Annotated in this window: 28 protein-coding genes and 1 riboswitch; of the genes, 2 read left to right on the forward strand and 26 right to left on the reverse strand. The window is 47.3% G+C overall.

Features of this window, described 5'->3' with window-relative positions; all coding sequences use genetic code 11:
- Position 1: 1 nt before the first annotated feature.
- From J0B03_RS02630 to J0B03_RS02655, 6 genes are all read right to left on the reverse strand, one after another.
- The gene (locus tag J0B03_RS02630) at positions 2 to 760 is read right to left on the reverse strand and encodes an ABC transporter ATP-binding protein (protein WP_207300324.1); all 759 of its coding nucleotides are present in this window, start codon (positions 758 to 760) and stop codon (positions 2 to 4) included.
- A complete protein-coding gene (locus tag J0B03_RS02635; RefSeq protein ID WP_207300325.1) occupies positions 760 to 1,776 on the reverse strand; it encodes a branched-chain amino acid ABC transporter permease in 1,017 nt (338 codons plus the stop codon). Before J0B03_RS02635 ends, J0B03_RS02630 begins: the two co-directional genes overlap by 1 nt.
- Positions 1,777 to 1,780: 4 nt before the next feature.
- The gene (locus J0B03_RS02640; protein ID WP_246798167.1) at positions 1,781 to 2,653 is read right to left on the reverse strand and encodes a branched-chain amino acid ABC transporter permease; all 873 of its coding nucleotides are present in this window, start codon (positions 2,651 to 2,653) and stop codon (positions 1,781 to 1,783) included.
- 74 nt (positions 2,654 to 2,727) lie between these two features.
- On the reverse strand, positions 2,728 to 3,891 hold the full coding sequence (locus J0B03_RS02645) for an ABC transporter substrate-binding protein (protein ID WP_246798168.1): 1,164 nt from the start codon (positions 3,889 to 3,891) through the stop codon (positions 2,728 to 2,730).
- A 98-nt stretch (positions 3,892 to 3,989) separates the two neighbouring features.
- On the reverse strand, positions 3,990 to 5,063 hold the full coding sequence (locus J0B03_RS02650) for an NAD(P)H-dependent flavin oxidoreductase (RefSeq protein WP_207300326.1): 1,074 nt from the start codon (positions 5,061 to 5,063) through the stop codon (positions 3,990 to 3,992).
- A 129-nt stretch (positions 5,064 to 5,192) separates the two neighbouring features.
- The gene (locus J0B03_RS02655) at positions 5,193 to 6,125 is read right to left on the reverse strand and encodes a YegS/Rv2252/BmrU family lipid kinase (protein ID WP_207300327.1); all 933 of its coding nucleotides are present in this window, start codon (positions 6,123 to 6,125) and stop codon (positions 5,193 to 5,195) included.
- A gap of 114 nt (positions 6,126 to 6,239) precedes the next feature.
- Here J0B03_RS02655 and J0B03_RS02660 point away from each other — a divergent pair, with 114 nt between their 5' ends.
- A complete protein-coding gene (locus J0B03_RS02660; protein ID WP_207300328.1) occupies positions 6,240 to 6,920 on the forward strand; it encodes an HAD family hydrolase in 681 nt (226 codons plus the stop codon).
- A 93-nt stretch (positions 6,921 to 7,013) separates the two neighbouring features.
- Complete coding sequence (locus J0B03_RS02665; protein WP_207300329.1) at positions 7,014 to 8,228, forward strand: cofactor-independent phosphoglycerate mutase; 1,215 nt, start codon at positions 7,014 to 7,016, stop codon at positions 8,226 to 8,228.
- A gap of 24 nt (positions 8,229 to 8,252) precedes the next feature.
- On the opposite strand, the gene J0B03_RS02670 is transcribed toward J0B03_RS02665, so the two are convergent.
- From J0B03_RS02670 to J0B03_RS02765, 20 genes are all read right to left on the reverse strand, one after another.
- The gene (locus J0B03_RS02670; protein ID WP_246798169.1) at positions 8,253 to 8,510 is read right to left on the reverse strand and encodes a GIY-YIG nuclease family protein; all 258 of its coding nucleotides are present in this window, start codon (positions 8,508 to 8,510) and stop codon (positions 8,253 to 8,255) included.
- Between the two features lie 4 nt (positions 8,511 to 8,514).
- Entirely contained in the window at positions 8,515 to 9,045 is a 531-nt protein-coding gene (locus J0B03_RS02675; protein ID WP_207300331.1) for a DUF2284 domain-containing protein, read from the reverse strand.
- A gap of 10 nt (positions 9,046 to 9,055) precedes the next feature.
- A complete protein-coding gene (locus tag J0B03_RS02680) occupies positions 9,056 to 9,568 on the reverse strand; it encodes a GNAT family N-acetyltransferase (protein WP_207300332.1) in 513 nt (170 codons plus the stop codon).
- A gap of 95 nt (positions 9,569 to 9,663) precedes the next feature.
- Positions 9,664 to 10,893 carry a KamA family radical SAM protein gene (locus tag J0B03_RS02685; protein ID WP_207300333.1) on the reverse strand — a complete coding sequence of 410 codons (1,230 nt, stop codon included), beginning with the start codon at positions 10,891 to 10,893 and terminating at the stop codon, positions 9,664 to 9,666.
- A gap of 99 nt (positions 10,894 to 10,992) precedes the next feature.
- Positions 10,993 to 11,124, reverse strand: a riboswitch (cyclic di-AMP (ydaO/yuaA leader).
- Positions 11,125 to 11,178: 54 nt separating this feature from the next.
- Positions 11,179 to 12,780, reverse strand: coding sequence for a complex I subunit 5 family protein (locus J0B03_RS02690; protein ID WP_207300334.1), 1,602 nt, complete (start codon positions 12,778 to 12,780; stop codon positions 11,179 to 11,181).
- The gene (locus J0B03_RS02695; RefSeq protein ID WP_207300335.1) at positions 12,781 to 13,137 is read right to left on the reverse strand and encodes a sodium:proton antiporter; all 357 of its coding nucleotides are present in this window, start codon (positions 13,135 to 13,137) and stop codon (positions 12,781 to 12,783) included.
- On the reverse strand, positions 13,137 to 13,526 hold the full coding sequence (locus J0B03_RS02700) for an MnhB domain-containing protein (RefSeq protein WP_207300336.1): 390 nt from the start codon (positions 13,524 to 13,526) through the stop codon (positions 13,137 to 13,139). The genes J0B03_RS02695 and J0B03_RS02700 overlap by 1 nt, the downstream gene beginning before the upstream one ends.
- Positions 13,516 to 13,782 (reverse strand): Na(+)/H(+) antiporter subunit B, encoded by a 267-nt coding sequence (locus J0B03_RS02705; protein ID WP_207300337.1) that lies wholly within the window; start codon positions 13,780 to 13,782, stop codon positions 13,516 to 13,518. Before J0B03_RS02705 ends, J0B03_RS02700 begins: the two co-directional genes overlap by 11 nt.
- Positions 13,779 to 14,327 (reverse strand): Na(+)/H(+) antiporter subunit B, encoded by a 549-nt coding sequence (locus J0B03_RS02710; protein ID WP_207300338.1) that lies wholly within the window; start codon positions 14,325 to 14,327, stop codon positions 13,779 to 13,781. The genes J0B03_RS02705 and J0B03_RS02710 overlap by 4 nt, the downstream gene beginning before the upstream one ends.
- Positions 14,320 to 14,628: a monovalent cation/H(+) antiporter subunit G gene (gene mnhG, locus J0B03_RS02715; protein ID WP_246798170.1), complete on the reverse strand. Its 309-nt coding sequence runs from the start codon at positions 14,626 to 14,628 to the stop codon at positions 14,320 to 14,322. Before mnhG ends, J0B03_RS02710 begins: the two co-directional genes overlap by 8 nt.
- Entirely contained in the window at positions 14,628 to 14,888 is a 261-nt protein-coding gene (locus J0B03_RS02720) for an MrpF/PhaF family protein (protein ID WP_207300339.1), read from the reverse strand. Before J0B03_RS02720 ends, mnhG begins: the two co-directional genes overlap by 1 nt.
- On the reverse strand, positions 14,885 to 15,370 hold the full coding sequence (locus J0B03_RS02725; RefSeq protein ID WP_207300340.1) for a Na+/H+ antiporter subunit E: 486 nt from the start codon (positions 15,368 to 15,370) through the stop codon (positions 14,885 to 14,887). Before J0B03_RS02725 ends, J0B03_RS02720 begins: the two co-directional genes overlap by 4 nt.
- Before the next feature lie 157 nt (positions 15,371 to 15,527).
- Positions 15,528 to 16,175 (reverse strand): phosphate signaling complex protein PhoU, encoded by a 648-nt coding sequence (gene phoU, locus J0B03_RS02730; protein ID WP_207300341.1) that lies wholly within the window; start codon positions 16,173 to 16,175, stop codon positions 15,528 to 15,530.
- 15 nt (positions 16,176 to 16,190) lie between these two features.
- Complete coding sequence (pstB, locus tag J0B03_RS02735; protein WP_207300971.1) at positions 16,191 to 16,958, reverse strand: phosphate ABC transporter ATP-binding protein PstB; 768 nt, start codon at positions 16,956 to 16,958, stop codon at positions 16,191 to 16,193.
- A gap of 26 nt (positions 16,959 to 16,984) precedes the next feature.
- The gene (gene pstA, locus J0B03_RS02740) at positions 16,985 to 17,806 is read right to left on the reverse strand and encodes a phosphate ABC transporter permease PstA (RefSeq protein WP_374058620.1); all 822 of its coding nucleotides are present in this window, start codon (positions 17,804 to 17,806) and stop codon (positions 16,985 to 16,987) included.
- Between the two features lie 121 nt (positions 17,807 to 17,927).
- The gene (pstC, locus tag J0B03_RS02745; protein ID WP_207300343.1) at positions 17,928 to 18,848 is read right to left on the reverse strand and encodes a phosphate ABC transporter permease subunit PstC; all 921 of its coding nucleotides are present in this window, start codon (positions 18,846 to 18,848) and stop codon (positions 17,928 to 17,930) included.
- A gap of 77 nt (positions 18,849 to 18,925) precedes the next feature.
- The gene (locus tag J0B03_RS02750; protein WP_207300344.1) at positions 18,926 to 19,897 is read right to left on the reverse strand and encodes a PstS family phosphate ABC transporter substrate-binding protein; all 972 of its coding nucleotides are present in this window, start codon (positions 19,895 to 19,897) and stop codon (positions 18,926 to 18,928) included.
- A 175-nt stretch (positions 19,898 to 20,072) separates the two neighbouring features.
- The gene (locus tag J0B03_RS02755; RefSeq protein WP_207300345.1) at positions 20,073 to 21,407 is read right to left on the reverse strand and encodes an APC family permease; all 1,335 of its coding nucleotides are present in this window, start codon (positions 21,405 to 21,407) and stop codon (positions 20,073 to 20,075) included.
- Between the two features lie 111 nt (positions 21,408 to 21,518).
- Positions 21,519 to 22,937, reverse strand: a complete 1,419-nt coding sequence (locus J0B03_RS02760) for an MFS transporter (protein ID WP_207300346.1) — start codon at positions 22,935 to 22,937, stop codon at positions 21,519 to 21,521.
- 198 nt (positions 22,938 to 23,135) lie between these two features.
- A complete protein-coding gene (locus tag J0B03_RS02765; RefSeq protein ID WP_207300347.1) occupies positions 23,136 to 24,545 on the reverse strand; it encodes an MFS transporter in 1,410 nt (469 codons plus the stop codon).
- Between the last annotated feature and the right edge of the window lie 199 nt (positions 24,546 to 24,744).

Below are 24,744 nucleotides of genomic sequence, written 5' to 3' on the forward strand. Positions count from 1 at the left end.
CCTATTCTCCCAGATACGCTTTGATAACATCCGGGTTGGATTTGATTTCATCCGGTTTTCCTCTTGCAATGATCTTGCCGTAGTCGATGACGGTGATGTTTTCACAGATCCCCATGACCAGACTCATGTCGTGCTCGATCAGCAATATGGCGATGTTGAATTTGTCCCGGATAAAATGGATGGTTTCCATCAATTCCTTGGTTTCGTAAGGATTCATCCCTGCCGCCGGTTCGTCCAACATCAAAATTTTCGGCTTGGTGGCCAGGGCGCGGGCGATCTCCAGTTTTCGCTGTTTCCCGTACGGCAAGTTTTTCGCCAGGGTATCTGCATACATTTTCATGTCGAAAATATCCAACATCTCCAGCGCATACTCCTGGGCCTGCTTCTCTTCCTTCCAGTACATGGGCAATCGAAAGATCCCCTGCAATACATTGTATCCCATGTGGTTGTGGTAGGCGATCTTCACATTGTCCACCACTGTCAAGTCTTTGAATAACCGTATGTTCTGAAAGGTTCGGGCAGCCCCCAGTTCAATGATGTCGTAGGGCTTTTTGCCCACTACCGATACACCGTTGAGGCGGATCTCCCCTTCCGTCGGCAAATAAACACCAGTAAGCATATTGAAGACCGTGGTTTTTCCGGCTCCGTTGGGTCCGATCAAACCAACCAAGTCGTTTTCTTCGATGGAAATCTCAAATCCGTCTACAGCGGTCAAACCGCCGAATTTTATGGTAAGGTTTTTTACATCCAGAAGCGCCATTATAGATTGCCTCCTTTTCCGTTATCTCCGGAAGCCTTCTTTCGAACGCTCTTGAAAAATCCTTTTGGGGAAGAGATCATGGATTCCAGAGAAAATTCTGCCGTACCGAAAATGCCTTGGGGTCGGAAGATCATCATGACCACCAATACAAAGGAATAGATCAGCAGCCGGTACTCTGCAAATCCACGAAGAAGTTCCGGCATAGATGTCAATACGGTAGCAGCCAAGATGGTTCCCGTCAAACTTCCCATTCCACCAAGGACCACGATAACGACGATCTCCACGGATTTCATGAAATTGAAGATCATGGGATCCAAATAGGCCATGTAATGGGCAAACAGGCCGCCGCCGATCCCGGCGAAGAATGCAGAGATGGTGAATCCAAGTGCCTTGTAACGCACCGTATTGATACCTACTGCTTCTGCTGCGATCTCATCTTCCCGGATGGATATGATGGCCCTTCCGTGTCTGGAACGAAGCAAGGCATACAGCAAAGCCAAGGTGAGGACGGCGATCCAATAGGAGTTGGTAAACGTCGCCAACTTTGGGATCCCGCTCAACCCCTGGGCTCCTCCGGTAAATTTCAAGTTGTTGATCACCACACGGATGATCTCTCCAAACCCCAGTGTGATGATGGCCAGGTAATCGCCACGAAGCCGAAGGGCGGGTAATCCGATCAAATAGCCAATGGCTGCCGCCACAAAACCTCCAAAAAGCAGGACCAGCCCCAAATGAAGCCACACCGGCAACTCCAAGGTTCGAAAATAGATGCTCAGCAGTGCGGAAGCGTATGCCCCAACCGCCATGAATCCGGCATGACCCAGCGCCAACTGGCCCAAAAAACCCAAAGTCAGATTCAAACTGCTGGCAACGATAACGTTGATGCATATAAATACTAAGATTCCCTGATAATACCGATTGATAATATTGTTGCTCATCATTAATTGAAGAATGGCGTAGAGCGCTGCAACAGCAATAAGATTGACGATGTAGTTCTTCTTGTTGTTTCGATTCATTCCGTCACACCTTCTCTCTAACGTTCTTGCCCAAAATACCGGTAGGTTTTACGGACAATACTAAAATCAGGATCCCAAAAACGATGGCATCCGCCCATCGGCCGGAAATATACGCTTTCGCAAGAGTCTCCACAAACCCCAGGATAAATCCACCGATCATGGCCCCCGGAATGATGCCGATCCCTCCCAGTACTGCCGCAACAAAAGCTTTCAAACCCGGCAATACACCCATAGTGGGTGCAACTTGGGTATAGGCCAACGCATATAGGATCCCACCCAATGAAGCCAGGGCAGAACCGATGGCAAAAGTCAGGGTAATGGTGCTGTTGGCATTGATCCCCATGAGAGTGGCTGCTTCCTTGTCTTCGGAGACGGCACGCATGGCTTTCCCTGGCTTGGTTTTACTAATGAACAAGGTCAGCAGTATCATGAAAACGACGGAAATGATAAATGTTATGATGGTGATGTTGCTGATTTGCAGGCTTCCTATCATTATTGGGTTGGATGGAATGATTCTGGGCATGACTTTAGGATCCGCCTTGAATACGACCAAAGCCAGATTCTGCAAAAAAAGACTCATACCAATGGCGGTGATCAACGCCGAAATTCGCGGGGCTTCCCGCAAAGGCTTATAGGCGACCCTTTCGATGACCATACCCATCACTGCGGATCCCACCATGGAAATGAGAAATACCGCCCAAATGGGCATTCCTGCCGTTGCCGCCAAAAAAGCAAAATAAGCGCCCATCATCATGACTTCTCCATGAGCGAAATTGATCAATTTGATAATTCCATACACCATGGTATAACCCAATGCGATGACAGCGTAGATGCTTCCGATCTGCAACCCATTGATCATTTGCTGAATAAAAAGCAAAGGTTCTCCTCCTCACTGAATGAAAAGAATATAGGAGAGATAAACTCTCCTATACTCGAATCGTATTCTCGTGCTTATTTTGCGGAAATTTTTTCTTCCAATACATGCTTTCCATCGACGATTTTGATGATGGCGATGTTTTTATTGGCTGCGTCGCCCTCGTCGTCAAATCGGATCGGTCCGGTCACACCAGTGTATTCAATGTCCGCCAGAGCATCGATGATGGCTTGTGCATCCGTCGACCCGGCGTTTTTGATGGCTTCCGCCAAGATGTACGCTGCGTCGTATCCCAAAGCACCCAAGGCATTGGGTTCACGATCAAAAGCATCCTGGAATGCAGCGATGAAGTTTTGAACGATGGGGTCTGGATCGTCTTTTGCAAAGTGATTGACGAAGAAGAATCCTTCCACTTGCTCAGCATAGTCGATCTCCACGCTGTCCCATCCGTCTACGCCAACTGCGATCTGCTCCATCCCCAAGTCTTTCATTTGGGTGGCGATCAAACCGATTCGATTGTAGTAGTCCGGCAAGAAGATGATGTCGGGAGCTGCACTTTGGATCTGGGTCAAATAAGTATTGAAATCTCGTACTTCGCTGGTATATGCATCGTAGTACACTACTTCCAATCCTTCTGCTTCTACAGCAGCCTTGTAAGCTTCTGCGATCCCTTCCGAGTAAGCGTCGTCGCTGTTGTACAGAACGGCTACTGTTTCTGCTCCAAGTGTCTCAACACTGAACGCAGCTGCAGCAGAACCTTGGTATGGGTCCAGGAAGCAGGCTCTAAAGATGGATGGCGCTCCGATGGTCACGTCTGCACTGGTTGCGGTGGGTGTCAGCATTGGCATGTTATCAGCAATGGCCAACTCTTTCACTGCCAGGGTCTCTCCACTGATGGTCCCGCCGATGATGGCGACGACTTCATCCTGGTCTCTCAACCGATTGTAGATGTTGACGGCTTCCGCTTTGTCTGCTTTCGTGTCGTAAACGAAAAGTTCGATTTGTTTTCCATCGATCCCTCCGGCAGCGTTGATCTCCTCAACTGCCAGCTTGGCGCTGTCTGTCATTGCCGTACCATAAGCGGCAACTTCACCGGACAATGGGCCGAATGCACCGATCTTGATGGTTTCCGCATCGCCGTTGCCGCCGTCTCCGTTGTCGGATCCTCCACAAGCTGCGAAAGTAAACATGGATGCGATCAGCATCGTTGCGACTGCAACTTTCAAAAATTTCTTTTTCATTCCTTTTCCCCCTTGTTTTACATAAGATCATGTAATTTAGATATAATCTTAATATAAATTATCTGAAAATTCAAGCATTTTTTCTTATGGTCAAAAAATTATGCAAAAACCCGCTCTGCTTCAGAAATCAAACGTTTCAGAACTTGTTCCACTGTGGTGATCTCTTTGGTCTTTCCCACTTCCGAACCGCAGAAGATCAAACCGTTGTCCGTATCTCCGGTGACGGAGACGATCAAGGCATCGGAGATGCAGTACAGTGTGTCTTTGGGATCGCAGGGAACGATGCAGTTGGTGCAGCGCACCGGGGGGATCCTCCCTTTGTCGATCCGGTCTAAAAACTTGTTTTGAATGGCGCGCCCCGGCAATCCTACGGGACTCTGTACGATGACGGCATCTTCCGGATCGGCATTTACGTATGCTTCCTTGAATTTTTGGTGGGCGTCGCATTCCACTGTAGGTACCAGCACGGTGGATATTTGCACGCCGCTGGCGCCTTCCTTCAGGTATTGGGCGATCTCCTCCCCTTCTCTGATGCCCCCTGCAACGATGATGGGGATCTTTTTCTCGTACTCTTTTTCAAATGGGTGAACGGCTTCCAGTACTTCTTTGAGCAAGGTGGACAAGGTCGTCTTCCCTTCGGTGATCACTTCTTTTGCAAATCCAAGATGCCCTCCGGCTTTGGGACCTTCCAGGATCATGGCATCCGGAAGATACCCATGGTTTCTGGTCCATAGCTTGGACATGATCTTTGCCGCCTTGCCCGAAGAGATGACGGGAATGATCTTTGTTTTGGTTCCTTCCACATATTTTGGGAGATCTTTCGGCAACCCGGAACCGGCAATGATGACATCCACCTTTTCCCGGACGGCAGCTTCCACCAGTTCCTTGTATTGGGTGGCAACGGTCATGATGTTCACGCCGATGATCCCTTTGGGCGCCAGTTCTTTTGCTTTACGGATTTCCTTTTGTATTGCCCGTACATTGGCCGCCAAATTGTTCGTATAAAAATCCGGTTCCCGAAATCCGGTCTGTACACCGGAAATGATCCCGATACCACCCTGATTGGCTACCGCTGCAGCCAGGTTGGACAAGGATACGCCAACGCCCATTCCTCCTTGTATGATAGGAATTTTTGCGATCAGATCACCGATCACCAATTCTGGTAACTTCATGTCATCCACTCCATTAATTTATTTTGATTATCAAATTATTTGATAATCAAATATTATGATATTTTTCTGCGATTGTCAATGAAAGGAAAAAGCAACCCGTCAAATAGGTTGCTTCATTTTTTTAATGAATCAATACATGTCCACGATATCAAAAGGCTCCGGTTCCTTTTCCGGCACAAACATCTGCACGCCTCCCTTGATCATGGAAATATTCAAGGGCATGCTGGGTCCTCTTTCTCCATCCACATCGGTGACATTGTGGCAATAGGTCCCAACGCATTCGATTTTGATCCGATCGCTTTTGAAATAAAGTATGTTCTTGTTGTTTTTGTAATTCCCCATCAGGATCTGTGCAAAAATAATGGACAACTCACTCATGGGACACTCCCGGATCCCGATAAAATCCAAAAGTCCGTCCTGCATGGACGCTTCCAGCGCCAGGTTTCGAAAACCGCCTACGCTTTGCCCGTTGATGACCAGGTACAAAAACAAGGTTTCCTCGTAGGTTTGTTCCGGTGTTTCAATAAGGGTGTCCATACCCTGAAAGTTAGGCATCTCGCTGATCCCCTTGAGGTAATAGGCGACACGCCCCAGCATGTTCTTCATGTCCCGGTCCGTGGTGTGGGCAACATCGACAAACAAACCGGCTCCGCAGGAGTTCATGAAGTACTGTCCGTTGACCACTCCCACGTCGTATCGTTCCAACTTCATGTTCAACAAGGACTTGATCGCATTAAGGATGTCCTGTGGGATCCCCAAATTATAACTGATGTCGTTTACGGTCCCGGCAGGAATGATCCCTACGGGAATATCCAGGCCCATGGACAGCATCTCATGTATGGCCATGTTTACCGATCCATCCCCGCCGGCGATAAAAATGGCTTCGTAGTCTTTAATGTTGTCTCGATGAAAGACCGCCTTGAAGTCATCCGGTCCCTTGCTTCGGATCGGATGCACCTCGTAACCCTGCACCTGCATGAAATGAATGAAAATATCCAAGTGAATGGCGAAACCCTTTGTACCGGAGACCGGATTGTAGATCAGCAGTGCCTGTTTGTCCATAAATTCACCTTCCAATAATTCATTATATCATTTATTCCCCGGTCCAACTCTTTGACACATTAAATTTTCGAAAAACAGATATTTGTATGGTAAAATAAATCGGAGGTGAGAGATATGGATATGGATTTGGCGGTTTTTGATTTGGATGGAACATTGGTTGCTTCCCTGGAGGGAATCCAATATTCCATGAACAAGGTCTTGATGGAAAATGACTTTCCCACCCACGATCTGGAGTCCTACCGATTGTTTGTCGGAGATGGTTTGAAAATGGTGGTGGTGCGTTCGCTGCCTCTGGAATACCGGGACCCGAAATACATCGAAACCTTGTACGCACAACTTTTAGATGTTTACAGCAGTGGGTATGCGTTTGGCATGCACCTCTACCCCGAAATGGCAGAAGCGTTGGACGGACTGGTGGAGCGAAAGATCCGGCTGGCTGTCAACACCAACAAAAATCAAAACATCGCCCAGCGGATCGTGGATACTTATTTGAAAGACTGGCCCATCCTCCGGGTTGCCGGAAGTTTGGCGGACCGACCCAAGAAACCGGATCCCGCCGGGTTGCTTGCCATCATGACCGAACTGAAAGCCACCGCTGCGAATACCATATATATAGGAGATACAGCCGTAGACATCAACACGGCAAGAAATGCAGGTGTTCCCTGCATCAGCGTTACCTACGGGTTTCGCACCAGGCAGGAGCTAATGACAGCTCATCCTGACATTCTGGTGGACTCTCCCCAAAAGATCCTCCAAGTCATCGACAAGGGGATCTCTGCCTTCAACGATAGTTGAAACTCTACATGAAACAGTTGTAGGAGTTCAGCGGCTTATGATACAATCAGTCCTATTATCAAGCAAATATTGAAACGATATGGAGTGGATACGATGAAATTAGTTACGATACTGGTGGACGGCATGGCCGATCACAAAATCCCAGCCTTGGGAAACAAAACTCCCTTGGAGGTGGCCCTCATTCCCACCATCGACCATTTGGCAAAGCATGGTGAGATCGGCACAGTGGACACCATACCGGAGGGCATGTCCCCCGGCAGCGACATCGCCAACCTTTCGGTCATGGGATACGATCCGAAACGATACCACCGGGGCCGTTCTCCACTGGAAGCTGCCAGTATGGGAGTGGCCATGGAAGAAACGGACGTAAGCTTTCGGTGCAATCTGGTGACTTTGACTACAGAAGCAGACTATGCTTCCCGCACCATTCTGGATCATTCTGCCGGTGATATCACCACAGAAGAAGCGGCCGCTCTTGTTTCCGAAATAAAAAAGAAATTGGACCAGGAAGATCTTCACTTTTTTCCCGGCTTCAGTTATCGTCACCTGATCCTATGGAACCATGGGCCGGAAGGCTACGATCTGACGCCACCCCACGACATCCTGGGACAAAACATCGCCAACCATCTGCCAAAAGGACCTTCCGGTAAAAGATTGCTGTCCCTCATGGAATCTTCCGTTGCCATTTTGGAAAATCATCCTGTCAATCTCGAACGCATAAAAAGAGGATTGAGACCTGCCAACTCCATATGGATCTGGGGGGAAGGAAAAAAACCGAGCCTGGATCCCATCCATGAAAAATATGGCGTCAAAGGGGCTGTCATTTCAGCGGTAGACCTGATACAAGGCATCGGCGTTCTAACCGGTATGGAGATCATCAAGGTGGAAGGAGCCACCGGCACCATCCACACCAATTTTGACGGAAAATGCCTGGCTGCCATCCATGCATTGGAATCCGGAAATGATTTTGTCTATGTCCATTTGGAAGCGCCGGATGAATGCGGTCATCAGGGGGATCTGGACGGGAAGATCCGATCCATCGAACTGATCGATGAAAAGATCGTAAAGCCCATCTACCAGCACCTTGAAAAAAAGGGAGAACCTTATCGAATATTGATCCTGCCCGATCACCGAACGCCGGTGGCTCTTCGAACCCATACGGCGGATCCGGTGCCCTATGTACTCTACGACAGTCAACAGACGATAAACAACGACACCCATGCTTTTACAGAGGATGCAGGTTCACTGGGATCCCACTTTCCCAGCGGCGTCGCCTTGGCCGATCATTTCTTTTCCCCTCGTACATAATGAAAATATCGAAACAGGGATCCTTCATCCATGGATGAGGATCCCTGTTTCGATCAATTCCAATTTCTTTTTACGATTCCAACTCTTGATTTCCAATTCCCGTTTTGTTGCACTGCTGCGGTCTTCCGACTTTTCTGAATACACCATTCGTACTGGCCTCCGGGGTCGTGTGTACTTTGAAGCTGTTCCTTCATTATGTTCCATCAAACGGCGTTTCAGGTCCGTTGTGATCCCCGTATAAAATGTTCCGTCAGCACAACGAACTACATAAATATAGTACACGGCTTTACACCTTGTTGTACAAAACCAGGGTAAAATAACCCACATTGCCGGCACCTGCATTATACGTCATTTTCAAATTCATAGACATACGAACCACATCGATGCCGCTTCCCTCCATGGAGTATTCGATCTTTTCCGGAAATCTGCAGGGTTTCCCTTCCAGTGCGGTACAAGTCTTGCAGACCGTACAAGGGCCGGCACCCATGACCAGGATCTCTTCCCCAGAGACGGCCTTGCGCAGTGCTTTTGTTCGATTTGCTACCTTTTCCATGGATTCGATCATGTCTTTTCTGGTTTTGATGGGCACGATCATGGAAAGCATGTATCCATTCTTATATTGAAAAACGCGGTTTTTTCGTTCTTCTTCCGATCCGGCATGGGGCGGACAACCGTGATTCGTTCCAAAGCTGCCGCACGTATTTCTTTCGCACTGGTAAAAGACATCTTTTGAAATAATGATGTCTTCCGGAACCAGTTCTTTATATTCATCAAACTCCAATTCTTTAAAAATGCTTTCCAAATTTTCCTTATTCATATTGCCTCCGTTATTCTTCATTCCGTATTCTGCTCATGACCATTTCGTCCGCATATCGTCCGTTGCGTATGGCCGCTTTGCGTCGGATCCCTTCGATCTCAAAGCCCATCTTTTGATAAAGGTTGATGGCTTTCTCGTTGTCGGAAAACACTTCCAGTTCCAACCGTTTCAACATCAGCCAGTTGTCGGCCAGATCGATGACCGTTTCCAACAACCTGGTTCCGATCCCCATGCTCTGGTACTCCCGATGCACCATGATCCCCAAAGATCCACAGTGTCTTTTCCGTGGCAGCGGATTGACATGGAGTCCCACAGTACCAACCACCATCTCCGTGTTCCGATCCACTTTGACCACTGCAACGAATTGATGCCGCATTGCATCCATTCTGTTCAAATATTCCTGACTATTCTGCACCGTTTCCGAGGGCAGGCCCAAAATGTTTTCCATGATGCCTTCCATTCGTCGCATGTCGTTGATTTCTTTTGCATCGTTCATTTCTACAGGTCGTATGGTCAGATCCATGATTTCTCCTCCTCATAAATTCATCCTGATTTGAGTATAATCCAATTGCTCCTTTGCTTCAAGAAAAAGAAAGCAGTCCCATGGACCGCTTTCTTCTATTTTTTGTTTTCCACTTGAAATGGCCGACCTTCCCAATTTCGCATGACCACCTTGTCTTTTCCCATGTAAAGCAGATAGTTTGGCATGATGGGTGTTTTCCCCATTCCTTCGCTGCCGTTGACGATATACGTGGGTATGGCCATTCCGGATGTCCGTCCTCGCAACGACTCCATGATCTCCATCCCTTCCTCCATGTTGACCCAGAAATGAGATGTTCCCTTAACGGTTTTCGGATGGAAGATGTAATAGGGTTTCACACGGATCTTCAACAACTGTTGGTTCAATTTGCGCACGATAAACGGATCGTTGTTGACGCCGTTTAGGAGCACCATCTGGTTGCCCAGTGGAATACCGGCATTGGCCAGCATTTCGCAAGCTTCTTTTGATTCTTCCGTGATTTCACGCTGGCTGTTGAAATGGGTGTTGACATAGATGGGGTGATATTTCTTTAAAATATTTACCAATTCCGGTGTGATCCGTTGTGGGAGTGTTACCGGTGTTCTGGTCCCCAAGCGAATGATCTCCACATGTTCGATCTTTCGCAGTTCTCCCAACAGCCAATCCAGGCTTTGGTCCGACAACATGAAAGCATCGCCGCCGGTGATGAGCACGTCGCGGATCTTGTCATGGTCTCGCACATATTCGATGGCGTTTACCAGAACTTCTTTGGAAACGTGTACATCGTGTTCTCCGATCATTCTTCGTCTCTGGCAGAACCGGCAATACATGCCGCACATGTTTGTAACTTTGATGATCAGTCGATCCGGATATCTTCTTGTGATCCCTTCTACAGGAGACCAACCGGCTTCATCCATGGGATCCAGCATCCCGGTTTCATCCAGTTCGTCGTGGCATGGCATGGCCTGCTTTCGGATGGGGCAGTTGGGATCATCCGGATCGATCAATGCCATATAATAGGGCGAAATGGCATATCGAAAAGTCTCCCCCACTTTTTCGATCTGCTTTTTTTCCTCGTCGCTCAATTCGATGATGTCCCCAATGTCTTCCACCGTTTCAAAGCGATGGGCCATTTGCCATTTATGATCCCGCCATTGCTCTTCCGTTGCTTGAAATTTTTCTAAAATCCGCTTCTTTTGTCTTTTGATTTTTTCCTTGTCTTCCATGCCCGTTTTTATGGAGCCTTTTACGTTCTCGTATTCCTCTATGCTCGCTTCCAGCTTTTCAAATCTGTTTTCATCGTAAGAATGCAAGTCTTGAATTTGCATACGATCCCTCCTGTTTTCAATCTACCATTATTTGTTGCAACAAATAAGCAGTCTAAACCCTGGGGTTCGACTGCTTCGAAGGCATGCAAACAGATATACTCTGATTTCCTTCTAAGCTTCCGAGGTTAGCTGACGGATTCGGACCGAAGTTTAGCCCTATCGACTGATCGAATTCACCCCATGAATGGTTCCCCCGTATCTTGCAGTGCAAGAATTCAGCATCGTTGCATCAAAGATTCTTTAGCTTACTAATTATATCAAATTATTCAAATTATTTCAATGAAATCAAACTATGGACCCTACATAAACCAAGATCAGAACAAAAAAACCTGCGATGGTTCCGCACACACCGTTGAAGGACAATTCAAAAGAATTGAGAATGGCCAAATAATTTCTTTTTCGCAATATGCCAAAATACAGGAGACTTGCCACAACCACCGATCCCAAAAATATAAGGGTCTTCATCCAGTAGGCCAAAGGGTCCACCACAAAGGTAACATTATATACCTCTTGAATGATGATGCGTCCAAATATCCCGCCAACAAGGCACAAGGATCCCATGACCATGACCACTGCTTTTCTTAAAGGATCGCATTTGGCTCGATTCACACCCTTTTCTCCCCCAAAAAGCATGGTTCCATATTTGATAAAGGAAACAATGGTACCCAGATTGACTAAGATCAGCCCGTATTCCACCCAGCTGCCCGTTGCGCCATAGGACAAGAGGTACTTTGAAATGCTGCCGTTGAACAATGGGGCCCCGGTGATCCCCAAAATGGCAAAGAGAGTAGCCATCCCTACGGCGGGCATCTTTCTCATAAGGCCTTTCACTTCATAAACATTTCTGGTGCCGTATTCGTCGATGATCATGCCTGCCGTCAGAAAGAGAGCGGTTTTGAACACGGCATGATTCAAAATGTGGTAAACGGCACCCCAGTAGGTGTGGATCCTCCCCATATTCAGCCCCATCATGATCAAACCGATCTGGGAGACCGTATGATAGGCCAAAATCAATTTCATATCCTTTTGGGCAATGGCCAATAAGAAACCGATCACCGCCGTGATGAATCCCATCAACAAAAAGAAGTCTGATGTGTCCAGTACGGATGAGAACACATCCTGGATCCGAATAAAAAGATACAATCCATTTTTTACATACAATCCGGAAAGAACCGCCGAAACGATGGATGGAGCACTTGGCGTGCCGTGGGCTTTGGGTAGCCAGCTAAACAAGGGCATCAATGCAGACTTCAAACTGACTGCTGTGATAATGAAGGCATAGGGAAGAAGGATCCCTTTTGCAGAGTCCAGCTGGGAAACGGCTAGCTTCAATCCCGTCAGATCGATAACTCCAAGGCGCTTGTAAAGCATTCCCAAACCAAAGAGGAAAAAGGACATGCCTACAATATTGATCAACAAATACAGCATTCCATCATATATGGACCTGCTGTCTTGCTTGTACATGATCAGGATGCTGATCACTACCGTAGCAACCTCGACCAAAACAAAAATATTAAAGAGATCATTGGATAGAAAAATACCGGTGATCAGACCTTCCAGTACGGTAAATAGAAACAAGAACAACCGATCGCTGTATTTTTTCCGATAATTGAACAAGACGGTCATCAAAAACAGAAACGATGTCAGCCACACCATGGAAGCTGCCAGCAGGTCGGCCCGCAATGTGATCCCAATAAAGGTCGGCCAATTGCCCACATGTTCTACAATGGTCCCTTCCACCCGGACGCGACTCAATAGAATCGTGGCATTCAAAAGCAACACTCCGTGGAGTGCAAGCGTCATTCTTCTTCCTGTTTTTGCCGGGATCAGCATTCCCAAGCTTCCCACTATGACGGGGAAAAGAACCAACCAATGCAGATCTACCATTTATTTCACCCTTTTTTTCTTCACCTTCATCCAGTTCGTCGAACCATACCGATGATACAAATGAATGAACATGGTAAGTCCGGCTGCCGTCACACCAACACCGATAACGATGTCCGTGATCATCAAAGCTTGGGGTAGCGGGTCCGCAACCATTGCACCCACAGGCAACTGCCCAATGGGGGGAATGCTTCCCGGTTCCACATTCGCCGATATGAAATATAAGATCGTCGCCATTTGCATGATGCCGAGGGAAATGATGGACTTGACGATATTTCGTCTTGCGATCAATCCGTAGACACCCAGAAAAAACAGAAGAATACTGATGTTTTCTCCGTTGATCCAATCCAAAAACTCCATTATTCTCCTCCTTCGTAAAAGACAAATCGGTAGAATATGATGGTCAGACCACTGGAAACTTTCAATCCGATCAACAGATTCATGACGACCAGATAGATCGTATTGGCCATAGCGCTGTCGTTGCCTGTGGATGAAAACAAGAAGAGGGTCGGAATCAGAATGATGCAAAAGAAGAGAACTTTTTCCAAGGTTTGCATATACTTGATTCGAATGCTTTCTTCCGGAATCACCAGGTATCTGCTGATAAAAGCGGAAGCCAGCACGGCACCGCCTTGAAACCCCCCTCCTGGGCTGACATGACCATTGATGATAATATAAAACCCGATCAGGATGATAAAGGGATAGAGCAAACCTGTAACCCTGGCTATGATCTGGGAATTACTCTTCATGATCTCGCCTCCAGGAAAAATTGATGACGGCAGTCACGCTGACCAACAAAATCAAGGTTTCAAACATGCTGTCGAACATCCGATAATTCAAATAGATGGCTGCCACGGCATTTTGTGCAAAGGTATCTTTTGTGAAATTGGCAATGTAGTAATCCACAACATAGGGATCTGGCGTCAACGTGGTACCGTTATAAATGAAAAGCACATAAGCTGCCACTGCCAGGCAAAAGATCATTGCAAAGGCTCTTCGCATCATTTTCCACCACCTGCCTCATGTCGTATGAATTTGGAACGCAATGGATCGTATGGTTCCTTTTGTACGTGTTCTTCAAAGGCATCCACCTGGTAGTCTTCCTTATTCCCGTAAAAATATACTTCATCAAAATCCTGATGGATCAACAGATCAAAATTCCTGTTTTCCAGCACAAATCGATAGTCGTGGGTGGTGTAGATGATTTGAGGCTCCATCTCTCTCTCCGCAAAAAACTTTTCCACATCCCGCAGTACTTGGGCACGGCCTCTGGTGATCTGACTGTCCGTGATCTGGTTGTAATTGGCATTGGTGTAATAAATGGTGAACACGTGATATTTTTTTAGTGCGACCAGATACAAAACCGTAGAGATGGCACTTCCGATGATCGCTTCCGCAATGGCTACATCCGGCGCTCCATAAAGAAGATAGATAAAAGAACTGGCCAAAGACAGGATCCCCAGATATATGACAGCCCTACGAAGTTTCGGAGTATTCAGAGACAGCATGGCCAACAAGACCATCAGGATCAAAAACACTTTTTCAACCACGATCCTTCTTCTCCCTTCCTGTTTTATACCCGCTGATATAGGCAGAACGAGCTACCGCATGGGTGGATAGGGGATTGGTGATGATCGCCATCAGTCCGATCAGCAAGATCTTCAACGTAGAATAATCCCATCCGGTCCGAAGCATCATCCCAAGCAACATGGTGATAAATCCCACCGTTTCCACCTTGGAAGAGATCAGGATCCTGGAATAGAAATCATCAAAACGAAATATTCCGATGATGCCGAATGCCATAAAAAACAAGGCTACGGCGATCATGACATTTGACAGTATCAGCAACATCAGATCTTCCCTTTCCTTTCCACAAAACGAGCGATCAAAACAGTACCTATAAATCCCAGTACGGAATATACCAACGCGATGTCCAATAAATAGCTCCGCTCCGTCAATACCGCCAACACAATGATGGAGATGATGATTTTTGCCGTGATCATATTGAGGCCCAACAGGCGATCCCAAATGGTTGGTCCCATGATCACCCGGATCAGAACCAAAAAAATGTACACGGAAATGACCAGCAGTGTACTGTTTAAAGTAGTCATCGTCTCAGTCCTCTTAAGATCTTCTCGAACTCCTGAAATACGGAAACATCCATCTTCTCCATTTCCGGTGCTACAAAAGCCAATATTTTCAATCGTTTGTCCTTCTTGTTCGCCGTTACAGTACCTGGTGTCAGGGTGATGGAATTTGCCAAAAGACAAACAGCCAGATCGTCATCCAGATCCGATTCAAAATCGAAGATGTGGACTTCATATTTTCGGTGCAGAACGATTTTGATTGCAGAAAGCCCGGATTTGTAGATTTGAAAAATCAGGAAGAAAAGATATTTGACAAGAATAAAGGGTTTTAGGGAGTATTCGTCAGCATAATGTTTTTCCAAAAGAAAAAAGTCGGTCAAAAACAACGCAATCGCAGAAAACACCACTCCGGACAACATCACTCCCGCATCGGCTTTCTCGTTGAGTATGACCCACATTATGGTAAAAACCAGGATTAACATCCAATACCGTTTAAATACATTCATAGCATCACCTACTTTGAAATTTCATGAAACCCATGAAAAACCCATCATTTCCGTCGGTACTATGGATAACATTTACTTGTGTAACCCTATTTTATATAGCGATGGAACATACTGTCAATGTTTTTCGTGCACAAAAAAAAGCGACATTCCTGTCGCTTTAGAACTTCATCCGTTCCCCGGTCTGCATGAAAATTAGGCGTTCGCATATGTTGGTGGCATGATCGGCGATCCGCTCCAGGTATCTTCCGATCAAAATATGACCGATGATCCGGTCTTCGTCCGCCTTTTCTTCTTTGATGCTAAGCAGCAGATAGCGGTAGATATCGTCGTAGAGATCATCCACCAATTCATCCCTGCCGGCGGTACCTTTTGCCAGCTCGATGTTTCGATCAAAGTAAGCCGCCATGCTGTCTTTGAGCATGCCTTTTACTTCATTCTCCATTTCTTTCAATCGGGGCACCAGCAAGCCTTTGCCTGTATCACCCATCTCCAGCACCACTTCTGCGATGTTGCAGCTGTAATCTCCGATCCGTTCCAGATCCGTCACTACTTTAAGGATGGTGATCAGGCGGCGCAAATCACTGGCAACAGGACTTTGGGTGGCCGCAAATTTGACGCACAAATCTTCGATCTCTTCCTCCACGACATTGATGTCCAAATCTCGTTTCAAGACTTCTTTGGCCAAAACAAAGTCTCTATTTTCAAAGGCTTCGAAAGCCATTTCGATCCCTTCCGTCACCATGCTACTCATTTTCGTTACCATATTATTGATATTCATGATTTGTTCCTGCATTTTATCTCTCATGATCTGCTCCTTTTTTCAACCGAATCGACCGGTTATGTAATCTTCCGTGCGCTGATCCCTTGGATTGGAGAAAATGACAGAGGTATTGTCAAATTCGACCAACTCACCCAACAGGAAAAAGGCTGTTTTGTCCGATATCCTGGCAGCCTGCTGCATGGAGTGGGTGACGATGGCAATGGTGTAGTCCTTCTTCAGAGAATCAATCAACTCCTCTATTTTGAAGGTTGCTATGGGATCCAGTGCAGATGTGGGTTCATCCATCAAGATGACATCGGGCTGAACGGCCAAACACCGGGCGATGCACAACCGTTGCTGTTGTCCGCCGGAAAGTCCGTAGGCATTGTCGTTTAGCCGATCCTTCACTTCGTCCCACAAGGCTGCTGCCCGGAGGCTGGTTTCCGCTATCTCCATAAGAAGGTTTTTATCCCGGATCCCATGGATCCTTGGACCATAGACCACATTTTCAAAGATGGACTTGGGAAACGGGTTGGGTTTTTGAAAAACCATACCCACTTTGGTGCGAAGTTCTTCCACCCGCACCGACTTGTCAAAGATGTTTTGTCCGTGATAGAGGATCTCTCCTGTGGTTTTTACGATGGGGATATTCTCCACCATCCGGTTCAGTGTCTTAATGTAGGTGGACTTCCCACACCCGGATGGACCAATGATGGCGGTGACCTGATTCTCTTCGATGGACAAATCGATATTTTTCAACGCTTGATCGTCTCCATACCATAGGTTTAATCCCTTCGTATCAAAAACGATCTCCCGATCTTTTTTCATTTGTTCGTTCAACAGAAATTCCTCCACTAAAATTTTTTCTGAAACTTGTTGCGTATGATGATCGCCGCTGCATTCATCAGGAACAATACCAGCAGCAAAACCACGATGGTGGCCGCCGCCAGGTTGGCATATTCCGGCGTTAGTACCGTATCCAATGTCCAATAGTAGATCTGGATGGGCAATGCCGTAAAGTCATCCATGATGCTGGTGGGGATCTTTCGAATCAAGGTCGGGATCCCCAACACCACCAGTGGCGCAGTCTCTCCGATGGCACGGGACATGGCAAGGATGGAGCCGGTCAAAATCCCCGGCAATGCAACAGGCAGCACCACTTTTCGAATGGTGGTCCATTTATCGGCGCCCATGGCATAAGAGGCATCCCTCAAAAATCCGGGCACGGCACGGACCGCTTCCTGGCTTGCCACCACCACTATGGGCAAAACCAACAGGGACATGGTCAACCCCCCTGCCAAAATGCTGGACCCAAGACCCAAAAACCGGCTGAAAATCGCCAATCCCAACAAGCCGAAAATGACGGAGGGGACGCTGGCCAGATTGGAAATGTTCACACGGATAAAGTTTGCCACTTTCCCCCTGGACGCATACTCCTCCAAATAAATGGCCGTCGACACCCCCAAAACCAGGGTGGTCGGTATCACGATCAGCATCAAATACACCGAACCCTTGATGGCGCCCCATATACCCGCTTTTTCCGGGAAAATGGACAAGTTTCGCGTCAAAAATCCGGGGGTCAGCCAGCCGATGCTGTCTTTTCCCACGTTGAACAACAACAGCAGCAAAACCACGAAAGCAAATACCACGGCCAGGGAAAAAACATGCTTCGCCATGGCGCTGACCCAAATTCGACGGCGGATCCGCTCCCTGCTGATGGTCCATTCCGGTTTTTCCTTTGCTTTTTTCAATCGGATCCGATTGTCCTTGATCCGCTGGTTCTCCACACCCAACATGTCAATACTCCTCCCGCAGTTTTTTGCTGATGTACTGGGCGATCAAATTGACCACCATGGTAAATAAAAACAGGATCAATCCCACTGCATATAAACTATAATATCCCGTCGTCCCGCTGGCTGCATCTCCACTGGTAAACTCTACAATGTAGGCCGTCATGGTCTGCATGGATTTTGTAATGTCAAAGGTAAAATTCTTCGTACTCCCGCTGGCGATGGTCACGATCATGGTCTCTCCCACCGCTCTGGAAACGGCCAGGACGATGGAAGCCAGGATCCCTGAGATCGCCGACGGGATCACCACCTTTGTCGCCACTTCCAATTTAGTGGAACCCAAACCGTAGGCTCCTTCTCGCATGATCTCCGGAACTGCATTCATGGCGTCTTCCGACAAGGATGCTACCATGGGGATGATCATGATCCCCATGACGATGCCGGGGCTGAGGGCATTCTTTGGTTCCAAAGAAGGGATCAGGTTCATCAACAAGGGTGTAACGAAGGAATAGGCAAAAAAACCATACACGATGGTGGGAATCCCCGCCAGCACCTCCAGAACCGGTTTTAAGACTTTTCGCAATTTTGGGGATGCAAACTGGCTCAAGTAAACAGCTGCTGCCATCCCAATGGGGACTGCCACCAAAATGGCCACCAGGGTGGTCATGGCCGTTCCCATGAGCAAAGGCAGGATCCCATAGGAAGGTTGGGCACTAAGAGGCGCCAGTTTTGTACTGAATATTTCCCGCAGTGGCACCGACGCAAAAAACTTGGATGCATCCGTGACCAAGGTCAGCACGATGCCGATGGTGGTGGCAACGGATAACAAGGCCATCACCAAAAAAAAGGTGGGCATGACCCGGTCCAACCGGTGATTTTTCCTTGTTGCATTGTTTTGTATGATCTCTCGAACTTTCACATTATTCATTTATATCCTCCAACGGACTCGATTTCTAATAAGGTCATCATGAAAAAGAGGAAGAGGGGGCCCCTCTTCCGGACAACTTACTGGATCGATTCCAGCGTACTCAGGTAATCGTCGTGGATCGCATCAGGCAATGGTGCAAACCCATTGTCACCGGCCAGCTTTCGCGCTCCATCCTCGGAGACGATAAACTTTGCAAAATCCAACAATTGAGGTTTTTCTTTGGCATATTCCAGATTCAGATACGTATACACCAATCTGGTAAATCCTGCATATGGCAGATCTTCTCCAATGGTTTCCAAGCCGGGTTCCACCGGACCGTTGCCAAAATCGACCTTAACTGCCTGCAGTTTGTCCTGATTGTTCACGTAGTAGCCAAATCCGAAAAATGCAATAGCGTTTTTATCTTTTGAGACCAGATCCACCAAGGTGGAATACTCCTGCTCCAACTTTGCAGTAGTGACCATCTCCTGTTCGTCAAGGATCACTTCGTAAAAGAATTCGTAGGTTCCGTGATTCTCGTTTGGTCCGTAAAATTTGATTTCTTCCGCCGGCCATTCTGGTCGTATATCGGACCACAGTACTTTGTCGTCGGCTTTATATTGACCGGAAAGATACATGTTGACCACTTCTTCCCGGGTCATTTTTCTTGCCCAGTCGTTGTCTTTATTAATGACCATGGTCAATCCATCATAGGCCAGTTTTATTTCCATGATCTGTTCGTCCATGTTCCAACCTTTTGCTGCCAGCTCTTCCACTTCCGTATCTTTGATTTTTCTGGAAGCATCAGACAAGTCCGTTTCTCCGGGAATGAACATTTTAAATCCTGCACTGGAACCGGCTCTTCCCACTTGCACGCTCACATCGGGTGCCACATCCGTCATGTAGTTTTCAGCGATATGAGCCATCAGCGGATAAACCGTCCCGGATCCGTCCACGTTGACGGTGCCGCTCAAAACATCTCCATTATCATCTCCGTTGTTTGTGGTACCGCAACCTGCTACCGCCAGCAACATGGTCATTAACAACAACAGCGCCATCCATTTTTTCATCAAGAGTCCTCCTCGGATCATCATTATTTTTGCACCCTTTTCCTGAGCACAACTGAAGTATAGCACATCCTTTTTTCGGTTTTGTTTTGCCGGGGTTAAGGATTTGTTAAGCTTGTGTTAAATAAAAAAACGCCCTGCAGAAGTTTGTTCTGCGGGACGTGTCCTTACATCCTTGTTACTGTTTTCGATAAAACAGCAGACCGGCAACCAAGACTAGAATGGAGATCAACAGATTCATTCCAATGCTTGGATTACTGGCACCACCATACAGGATCACCATGGCCCCCATCAAGGCAAAAGTGGGGATCACAAATCGTTTGAACCACCCAAGATCGCGAAATCGTTTCATGTACCATATATAAAGAAACACATAGAGTCCGTAGACCATGACGATGGGGATCTCATCCAAAGCCACGAACCGACCCAATGCCCCGTTGAGACTGGCATGCCACAACAACAAATAGCCAAAGGAGATACATCCGGCCAACAGGGCAGCCGGTAAGGGCATGCGGATCGTAGGATGGATCCTGGACAGGTACCGGGGAACAGGGCCCTGGTTTCGAACCGCCATGCTGTATGGCAGCCGTATGGTGGACAGGACCAGACCATTCAAAGTCCCCAGACAAGAGACCACCACAAACCCCAGCAGGATCGTCGCCGCCAACGGGCCGAACAGGGTGTTGGACGCCAAGGAAACGGCTTGATCCCCCTGGCTGACGATCTGCTCCGTGGGCATCACTCCGGCGATCCCGAAAAAGTAGGCAATGTATGTGATAAAAACAATGAATGCTCCCAGGGTCAAAGCCTTGGGCAAATTTTTTCGAGCATCTTTAATTTCCGAATTGATGGTAACGGCAATGATCCAACCTTCATAGGCAAAGGCGGTGGAAACAACGGCAGAAGCCAGGGTCCCCCTGGATCTGGAAAGTGTTTGGGTCGCGACCAGGATATTATCCATGGTGATGCCTTCTTTCATTCCATAAATGGTACCAACCACACCGATCAACGCCAATGGTACCAATTTGACCACAGTGGTCCCCACTTGCAGGTTCCCCGCAAGTTTCGGTGCAAGGGCATTGAGAACATATGCCAAGAGCATGTATCCTGCTGCAAGGAGCCATGTGATCCCGGCGTTTTCCGGATTTTGTACACCAAAAAGGATCCCCGTATACATGGCGGATACCCAAGACAAAATGGCCGCCAGGGGTGAAAAGTACAAGATCCAGTTGAACCACCCTACCATATATCCCGCTTTGGGACCATACGCTTCTTCCGTATAATCAATGATCCCGTTGGATCGTTCGATCCGTTGTGCAAATTCTGCAAAAACCAAGGATCCAAAGATCATGGAGAATGCACCGATCCCCCAGGCGATCAACGCCAATATAAGATTTCCATCGGTCATGGACAATACGTCGTCAGCCTTGAAAAAGACGCCGCTGCCAATGACCACACCTACCACCATGGCTGTTGCAGTGAACAAGCCATATTTTTTCTCCAATGTATCCAATCCATCCCCTCCAAGTCTTTCCACTTGGGTATTATACTATGAATCTGCCTTCTGCCATAGAAAAAAATCGGACACCTCCCAAGGAAACGTCCGATTCCTGGTCTGAATTCTTTAAACTGCCTTTTTCATGGCATCGCCATTCTTGTTGGCATCGATATCCGCCTGCATGTCTGCAACTTTCTCCCGGGTCAGTTTGTAGCCAAGGAACAAGATGATCGATGACAGCACCGCCGTGATCCCCGGAACCAGCATGTTGACCGTCAATACTGCTTGTTTGACGGCTTCCGTTGCCATGGCGGGATCCAACGCTGCATCAAATCCTGCCAGGGACAATACCAGCGGTATGACCGTACCTCTGGAAATGATGGCCGTTTTTAAGGAGATGTTCATCAACCCCATGACAAAGGGTGTCGCATTTTCCCCGGTTTTCCATTCACCATAGATAGATACATCTGCATACATTGCCACAAAGGATGCGCCGACTGCTCCCAGGAACAATCGAGCCAGGGTGGCGAAAATGAAGAACATGGGAACGCTCAGGGATACAAAGTTTCCAAAGATCAGAACGATCCCTGTCAACAACAAACAAATCATGGTGGTGACCCTGCTGGAAAGCTTTTGGATCAGGGTGGAACTCATGGCCGCTCCTATTACACCGGCGATGGAACTGATCAACAAGTACAAAGGCAGCAATGCCATGTTTTGTGCCACATAATTGAAGTAAAAGGCTGCAGATGCCGTAATGATGAAAAATCCTACAAATCGGAAAAAGTCACCCAAAAGCAGTACCATGAGCGGTGGATTCTGATACAGGTTCTTCAACATCCCGCCAAATGTGACTCTGGCCTTCCCGGATGTCAATGCCATTGCTGCCTCTTCTTCACCGGTGGGCTCGTAACCTTTTGTCAGTTTGAATACGACCATGTATCCCAAGAACATCAATGTAGCCATGATTCCGGCTAACAAGGTGTATCCCAACGCCTCATTGTTCGTAACGTTGCCGATATAGATCGCAGTCGGTTGACCAATGTAGGAAAAGAATACGCCGGCCAATGCGGTCCATGTAGCTCGTCTGGAAGAAAGCAATCCACGCTCTTCCGGATTGTTGGCCATTGCCGGGATCATGGAAACGTTTGCCACCCAGGCGATGTTCCAGACAATGTGGCTCAAGATGAAGCCGGCACACACGATGGCGGCAGCAATGATCTCACTGGAACTGATCCGGGTGTACTGCAGCATGTATAGCGGAATAACAAGGGGCGGTGCGATCAGCATCCAAGATCGATTGCGACCCCATCGCATCGGCTTTGTTCCGGAAATGATGGCTCCGTAAAAAGGTGATAAAAGTGCATCCCCGATACTGGTGATGGATCCGATCAATGCCACCATAGGCAAAGAGAATTTTGCCACGTTGGTCAAGAAAAAGACGAAAAAGAATAATTCCACACTGGTCATCAGGGAGAATCCCATGTCTCCCAGACCGTAAAACGTTTTGATGCCTTTGCTAAGCGGTTTTTTTGTAAAACCCATAAATAAATCCTCCGTTTCTGTAGTTGATTTTGTCATGATTTAAATTTAAACATATATAATATTAGTTGTCAACTGTTTCTCTACAAATTTATAATTCTGGTTGTTTTTGAAAAAAACTCAATTGTTTCAAAAACAAGACATAAAAATAAGAACCATGATGGAATCATGGCTCTTAGATCCAGATTTAAATGATCGAGCTTAGGCGTTGGCTTCCTGCTGCTTTCGGCTGTCGATCTCCGTTTGCAACTCGGCAACTCTTTCCCGAGTCAATTTGTAACCAACAAAGAGGATGATGGCGGATGCGATGGCGGTACCGCCGGGAACCAGCATGTTGACGGTCAATACTGCTTGTTTGACGGCTTCCGTTGCCATGGTGGGATCCAAGGTTGCATCAAATCCTGCTAGAGACAATACCAGTGGAATGACCGTACCTCTGGAAATGATGGCTGTTTTTAAAGACAGGTTCATCAAACCCATGACAAAAGGAGTTGCATTTTCTCCCGTTTTCCATTCTCCATAGATGGATACGTCTGCATACATTGCCACAAAGGATGCTCCACAAGCTCCCAGGAACAATCGGGCCAACGTTGCAAAGACGAAGAACATTGTGACGTTCAGTGCCAGGAAATTTCCGATGATCAGGGAGATCCCTGCTGCCAACAGACAAACCATGGTGGTAACTCTGCTGGAAAGCTTTTGGATCAGGGTGGAACTCATGGCCGCTCCTATTACACCGGCGATGGAACTGATCAACAAGTATAACGGGAATAGTGTCATGTTTTGTGCAACATAGTTGAAGTAAAACGCTGCGGAAGCGGTGATGATAAAGAATCCAACAAATCGGAAGAAGTCTCCCAACAACAAGCCGATCAGCGGAGGATTCTGGAACAAGTTTTTCAACATCCCGCCAAATGTGACTCTGGCCTTCCCGGATGTCAATGCCATGGCCGCCTCTTCTTCACCGGTGGGCTCGTAACCTTTTGTCAGCTTGAATACGACCATGTATCCCAAGAACATCATGGTAGCCATGATTCCGGCTAGCAAGGTGTAACCCAATGCTTCATTATTCGTTACTCGACCAATATAAAGTGCCGTCGGTTGACCAATGTAGGAAAAGAATACGCCGGCCATTGCGGTCCATGTAGCTCGTCTGGAAGAAAGCAATCCACGCTCTTCCGGATTGTTGGCCATTGCCGGGATCATGGAAACGTTTGCCACCCAGGCGATGTTCCAGACAATGTGGCTCAAGATGAAACCGGCACACACGATGGCGGCGGCAATGATCTCACTGGAGCTGATCCGAGTGTACTGCAGCATGTATAGTGGAATAACAAGGGGCGGTGCAATCAGCATCCAGGATCGGTTGCGACCCCATCGCATCGGCTTTGTTCCGGAAATGATGGCTCCGTAAAAGGGTGACAAAAGTGCATCCCCGATACTGGTGATGGATCCGATCAATGCCACCATAGGCAAAGAGAATTTTGCCACGTTGGTCAAGAAAAAGACGAAAAAGAATAATTCCACACTGGTCATCAGGGAGAATCCCATGTCTCCCAGACCATAAAACGTTTTGATGCCTTTGCTAAGCGGTTTTTTTGTGAAGCCCATACTACGTCCTCCTTCTTTTGGTTCTTCGTTCAAAGTCCCATTGCGGATATTCTTTAAACGATGTATAAGATTTTATAAAAATTTAACCACAACCAATATTATATGTCAAGAATATTTTTTAATATCTACCCGCAACTTTTATTTTAATTATTATAAATTTACAATATTTCATTTCATATATTGATATTATGAACCATCC

The sequence above is a fragment of the Alkalibacter rhizosphaerae genome, assembly GCF_017352215.1.
In the GTDB taxonomy this organism is placed as follows: Bacteria; Bacillota; Clostridia; order Eubacteriales; family Alkalibacteraceae; genus Alkalibacter; species Alkalibacter rhizosphaerae.

Bases quoted from the DNA above. Each gene is read 5' to 3' on its own strand.
- J0B03_RS02630 (WP_207300324.1), bottom strand. From the start codon at position 760: ATGGCGCTTCTGGATGTAAAAAACCTTACCATAAAATTCGGCGGTTTG.
- J0B03_RS02635 (WP_207300325.1), bottom strand. From the start codon at position 1,776: ATGAATCGAAACAACAAGAAGAACTACATCGTCAATCTTATTGCTGTT.
- J0B03_RS02645 (WP_246798168.1), bottom strand. From the start codon at position 3,891: ATGAAAAAGAAATTTTTGAAAGTTGCAGTCGCAACGATGCTGATCGCA.
- J0B03_RS02650 (WP_207300326.1), bottom strand. From the start codon at position 5,063: ATGAAGTTACCAGAATTGGTGATCGGTGATCTGATCGCAAAAATTCCT.
- J0B03_RS02655 (WP_207300327.1), bottom strand. From the start codon at position 6,125: ATGGACAAACAGGCACTGCTGATCTACAATCCGGTCTCCGGTACAAAG.
- J0B03_RS02660 (WP_207300328.1), top strand. From the start codon at position 6,240: ATGGATATGGATTTGGCGGTTTTTGATTTGGATGGAACATTGGTTGCT.
- J0B03_RS02665 (WP_207300329.1), top strand. From the start codon at position 7,014: ATGAAATTAGTTACGATACTGGTGGACGGCATGGCCGATCACAAAATC.
- J0B03_RS02675 (WP_207300331.1), bottom strand. From the start codon at position 9,045: ATGAATAAGGAAAATTTGGAAAGCATTTTTAAAGAATTGGAGTTTGAT.
- J0B03_RS02680 (WP_207300332.1), bottom strand. From the start codon at position 9,568: ATGGATCTGACCATACGACCTGTAGAAATGAACGATGCAAAAGAAATC.
- J0B03_RS02685 (WP_207300333.1), bottom strand. From the start codon at position 10,893: ATGCAAATTCAAGACTTGCATTCTTACGATGAAAACAGATTTGAAAAG.
- J0B03_RS02690 (WP_207300334.1), bottom strand. From the start codon at position 12,780: ATGGTAGATCTGCATTGGTTGGTTCTTTTCCCCGTCATAGTGGGAAGC.
- J0B03_RS02695 (WP_207300335.1), bottom strand. From the start codon at position 13,137: ATGGAGTTTTTGGATTGGATCAACGGAGAAAACATCAGTATTCTTCTG.
- J0B03_RS02700 (WP_207300336.1), bottom strand. From the start codon at position 13,526: ATGAAGAGTAATTCCCAGATCATAGCCAGGGTTACAGGTTTGCTCTAT.
- J0B03_RS02705 (WP_207300337.1), bottom strand. From the start codon at position 13,782: ATGATGCGAAGAGCCTTTGCAATGATCTTTTGCCTGGCAGTGGCAGCT.
- mnhG (WP_246798170.1), bottom strand. From the start codon at position 14,628: ATGTTGCTGATACTGTCAAATGTCATGATCGCCGTAGCCTTGTTTTTT.
- J0B03_RS02720 (WP_207300339.1), bottom strand. From the start codon at position 14,888: ATGACTACTTTAAACAGTACACTGCTGGTCATTTCCGTGTACATTTTT.
- J0B03_RS02725 (WP_207300340.1), bottom strand. From the start codon at position 15,370: ATGAATGTATTTAAACGGTATTGGATGTTAATCCTGGTTTTTACCATA.
- phoU (WP_207300341.1), bottom strand. From the start codon at position 16,175: ATGAGAGATAAAATGCAGGAACAAATCATGAATATCAATAATATGGTA.
- pstB (WP_207300971.1), bottom strand. From the start codon at position 16,958: ATGAAAAAAGATCGGGAGATCGTTTTTGATACGAAGGGATTAAACCTA.
- pstA (WP_374058620.1), bottom strand. From the start codon at position 17,806: ATGGCGAAGCATGTTTTTTCCCTGGCCGTGGTATTTGCTTTCGTGGTT.
- pstC (WP_207300343.1), bottom strand. From the start codon at position 18,848: ATGAATAATGTGAAAGTTCGAGAGATCATACAAAACAATGCAACAAGG.
- J0B03_RS02750 (WP_207300344.1), bottom strand. From the start codon at position 19,897: ATGAAAAAATGGATGGCGCTGTTGTTGTTAATGACCATGTTGCTGGCG.
- J0B03_RS02760 (WP_207300346.1), bottom strand. From the start codon at position 22,937: ATGGGTTTTACAAAAAAACCGCTTAGCAAAGGCATCAAAACGTTTTAC.
- J0B03_RS02765 (WP_207300347.1), bottom strand. From the start codon at position 24,545: ATGGGCTTCACAAAAAAACCGCTTAGCAAAGGCATCAAAACGTTTTAT.